4 protein-coding genes are annotated in these 3360 nt (G+C 65.0%); 1 reads left to right on the plus strand and 3 read right to left on the minus strand.

From position 1 onward, the window contains the following. Positions 1–225 (plus strand): hypothetical protein (locus WB785_RS12435; RefSeq protein ID WP_424079536.1); only part of this gene is annotated, 225 nt, incomplete at its 5' end. 7 nt (positions 226–232) lie between these two features. Here the strand turns inward: WB785_RS12435 and WB785_RS12440 are convergent. The 3 genes from WB785_RS12440 to WB785_RS12450 all read right to left on the minus strand — a co-directional run. Next, positions 233–1357 (minus strand): DUF4185 domain-containing protein, encoded by a 1125-nt coding sequence (locus tag WB785_RS12440; RefSeq protein WP_424079538.1) that lies wholly within the window; start codon positions 1355–1357, stop codon positions 233–235. Positions 1358–1389: 32 nt separating this feature from the next. Beyond that, positions 1390–2439: an aspartate-semialdehyde dehydrogenase gene (locus tag WB785_RS12445; protein ID WP_424079540.1), complete on the minus strand. Its 1050-nt coding sequence runs from the start codon at positions 2437–2439 to the stop codon at positions 1390–1392. A gap of 2 nt (positions 2440–2441) precedes the next feature. Beyond that, positions 2442–3360 (minus strand): aspartate kinase (locus tag WB785_RS12450; RefSeq protein WP_424079542.1); only part of this gene is annotated, 919 nt, incomplete at its 5' end.

The raw sequence follows: 3360 nt of genomic DNA on the forward strand, positions 1-3360 counted from the left end.
CGCTACGAACCGGCGGCCACCATCGCCGGGTTCGCGCTTAGTCACTTCTCTGCGTCGGCGATCCCCGAGATCACCACCGTGATCGCTCACTTGCGCGACATCCTCGGCGACCAGACCTACGAGTCGCTCGCCCACAAAGGCGAAACCATGACCACCACCGCCATGACGACCTACGCATACGACCAAATCGACCAGGCCCGAACAGAACTGATTGCGATCGGGTGATCCGAGGTTACGGTTCTGACCATGGTTTGAATGGATTGACGGCGAATTGGATGACCCGATACGGCGCCCGCGCCCGCGGATCGCTGTTATGCCACTGGCTGACGAACACCCGCAATTCGTCCAACGTCGAACCCGGCGAGATGTACCCGCCGTATGGCTGCGCCAGCCGATTGTCTTCCGGCGGCGGCAGGCTTTCCGCGGGATCGGGCCAGTCGTCGTGTTGCACCACGGTGGTCACCGGCGCGGTACCCAGCGACGTCGGGTCGTCGGCCACCCGGACCTCCATGTTGCCGGTGCTGGCGTTGAAATACGACAGCACCGCCTTGCCTTCGATCTGCTGAAAGCTCATCTCGCCAATCGCGTCACCCCACAATGGGGTTGGGGGGGTCGGCGCCTTGTTCCAACCGCCGTCGGGACCGGACGCCCAGCCCTGCCAACGGGATCGGTCGCCGAAGTTCTCCGGTGCCACTCGGTACAGCACCGCCGGTTGGCTGCGATCGAAGTTGTCGGCGACGATGTACACCCATCCGGTTGGGGACTCTCCCGTGGGTATGGGGTCGTAGTAGCCGCTGATCTGTGTCTGCTGACCGCTCAGGTAGGATGCATCCCGAACCGACCCGGGAAGAGTCTGCCAAAGCCCTTGTACTGGTTGGGCTTTCACCAGCCGCGAAGTCTGCGGTTTCAGGTCTTTGACGGTGGTGACCAGCAGGTAGTTCTGCCGGTTGATCTGCACCACTCCGGCGGGCAACTGCGATTCGCCTACCGGCGTCGGGTCGGCCAGCAGTGGCTCTCCCACGCCCGTGACCCCGGTGTAGCGCACCCCGCCCGGGTCGTCGACTGACGAGGTGTCAACCCGCAGCGCGATCGGCGAAAACCAGCCTCCGAAGCCGACGCCCTGGCCAGCAAAGCTGTCGCCGCAGACCTGCACGACATCGGTGGGAAATTCCATGAATTCGCACAGGTCGGTGGCGCCGATGCCGTAGTCGCGGGTAGGCGTGCCGGTCCCGGCAGTCGGACCAATCCGCATCACCTGACCCGGCGCCAGCGGCTGCAGCACCGGCTCCGGCATCGGAGCGGGTGGATCAGCACGTGCAGTCGAAACACCTTGCACAACAAGTAAACACGCGACCATAAGGGTTAGACGACTAGAAACGCACCCGGGGGTCACAATTCAGCGGCAAGCAGCTCGGCAATCTGAATAGTGTTCAACGCCGCGCCCTTGCGCAGGTTGTCGCCTGAGACGAACAATGCCAGGCCGCGTCCGTCCGGCACACCGGGGTCGTGACGGATCCGGCCGACGAGCGATTCGTCGACACCGGCAGCAGCCAGCGGCGTCGGCACGTCAACCACCTTCACCCCCGGTGCACCGTCAAGCAGTTCACGGGCGCGCTGCGGCGAAAGTGGTTGAGCGAATTCGGCATTGATCGATAGCGAGTGGCCCGTGAACACCGGAACTCGCACACAGGTTCCGCTGACCAGCAAGTCCGGAATGCCCAGGATCTTGCGGCTCTCGTGGCGCAGCTTCTGGTCCTCGTCGGTCTCGCCGGAGCCGTCGTCGACCAGCTTCCCGGCCAGCGGGATGACGTTGAATGCGATCGGCGCGACGTAAGCCTTCGGCTCCGGGAACGCCACCGCGCTGCCGTCGTGGACCAGCTGCTCGGGGGTGTCGTCGATGGCCGAACGGGCCTGGGTAAGAAGTTCTTCGACCCCGGCCAGCCCGGTACCGGACACGGCTTGGTAGCTCGACACCACCAGCCGCACCAGCTGGGCCTCGTCGTGCAACACCTTGAGCACCGGCATCGCGGCCATCGTGGTGCAGTTCGGGTTGGCGATGATGCCCTTAGGCCGGCGATGCGCGTCGCGCGCGAAGTTCACCTCGGAGACAACCAGCGGCACGTCCGGGTCCTTGCGCCAGGCCGACGAATTGTCGATCACCGTCACCCCGGCCGCCGCGAACCGCGGTGCCTGCACACGTGACATCGCCCCGCCGGCGGAGAACAGCGCGATGTCAAGACCAGTCGGATCGGCGGTTTCGGCGTCCTCGACTTCGATTTCCTGGCCGCGGAAGGTCAGCTTGCGACCCTGCGATCGGGCCGACGCGAAGAACCGCACGTTGGTTGCCGGGAAGTCGCGCTCGTCGAGCAACCGGCGCATCACCTGGCCGACTTGGCCGGTGGCGCCTACTACACCTATTGACGCGCTATTCGCGCCCATATCTACCGTCCCGTCCCCGCATACACCGTGGCCTCTTCAGTGCCACCCAGCCCGAAGGCCTCATGGATGGCAACGACGGCCTTGTCCAGCTCGGTGTCCCGGCACAGCACCGAGATCCGGATCTCCGACGTGGAGATCAGGTCGATGTTGACCCCGACGCCGGCCAACGCCTCGCAGAACGTGGCGGTGACCCCCGGATGGCTGCGCATGCCGGCGCCGATCAGCGACACCTTGCCGATGTGATCGTCGTAAAGTACTTGGCTGAAACCGATTTCGTCTTTCAGCGCATCCAGCGTCTCCACCGCCACCCGGCCGCTGTCGCGGGGGCAGGTGAAGGTGATGTCGGTCTTGCCGTTTTCGATCTTGGAGATGTTCTGCAGCACCATGTCGATGTTGACGTCGGCGTCGGCGACCGCGCGAAACACCTTGGCCGCGTAGCCGGGATGGTCGGGGATGCCGACGACGGTCACCTTGGCCTCGCTGCGGTCGTGTGCGACGCCGGTCAGAATGGGCTCTTCCATGGGTATGTCCTCGATCGATCCGGTGACGACGGTGCCTGGCTTGTCCGAGTACGACGACCGGACGTGCACCGGAATGTTGTAGCGGCGTGCGTATTCCACGCAGCGCAGCATCAGTACTTTGGCGCCGCAGGCGGCCATTTCGAGCATCTCCTCGAACGTGACCGTGTCCAGCCGCCGCGGATTTGGAACGATCCGCGGGTCCGCGCTGAAAATCCCGTCCACATCGGTGTAGATCTCGCAGACGTCGGCCTTCAGAGCTGCGGCCAGCGCGACCGCGGTGGTGTCCGAGCCGCCGCGGCCCAGGGTAGTGACGTCCCTGGTGTCCTGGCTGACGCCCTGGAATCCGGCGACCAGGACGACCAGCCCCTCGTCGAGCGCGGACTGCACCCGAGCCGGGGTG

Source organism: Mycobacterium sp. (genome assembly GCF_049585075.1).
In the GTDB taxonomy this organism is placed as follows: Bacteria; Actinomycetota; Actinomycetes; order Mycobacteriales; family Mycobacteriaceae; genus Mycobacterium.

What these genes read in the sequence shown, in the direction of transcription:
- WB785_RS12445 (WP_424079540.1), bottom strand. Translation starts at nt 2,439, where the DNA reads ATGGGCGCGAATAGCGCGTCAATAGGTGTAGTAGGCGCCACCGGCCAA.
- WB785_RS12440 (WP_424079538.1), bottom strand. Translation starts at nt 1,357, where the DNA reads ATGGTCGCGTGTTTACTTGTTGTGCAAGGTGTTTCGACTGCACGTGCT.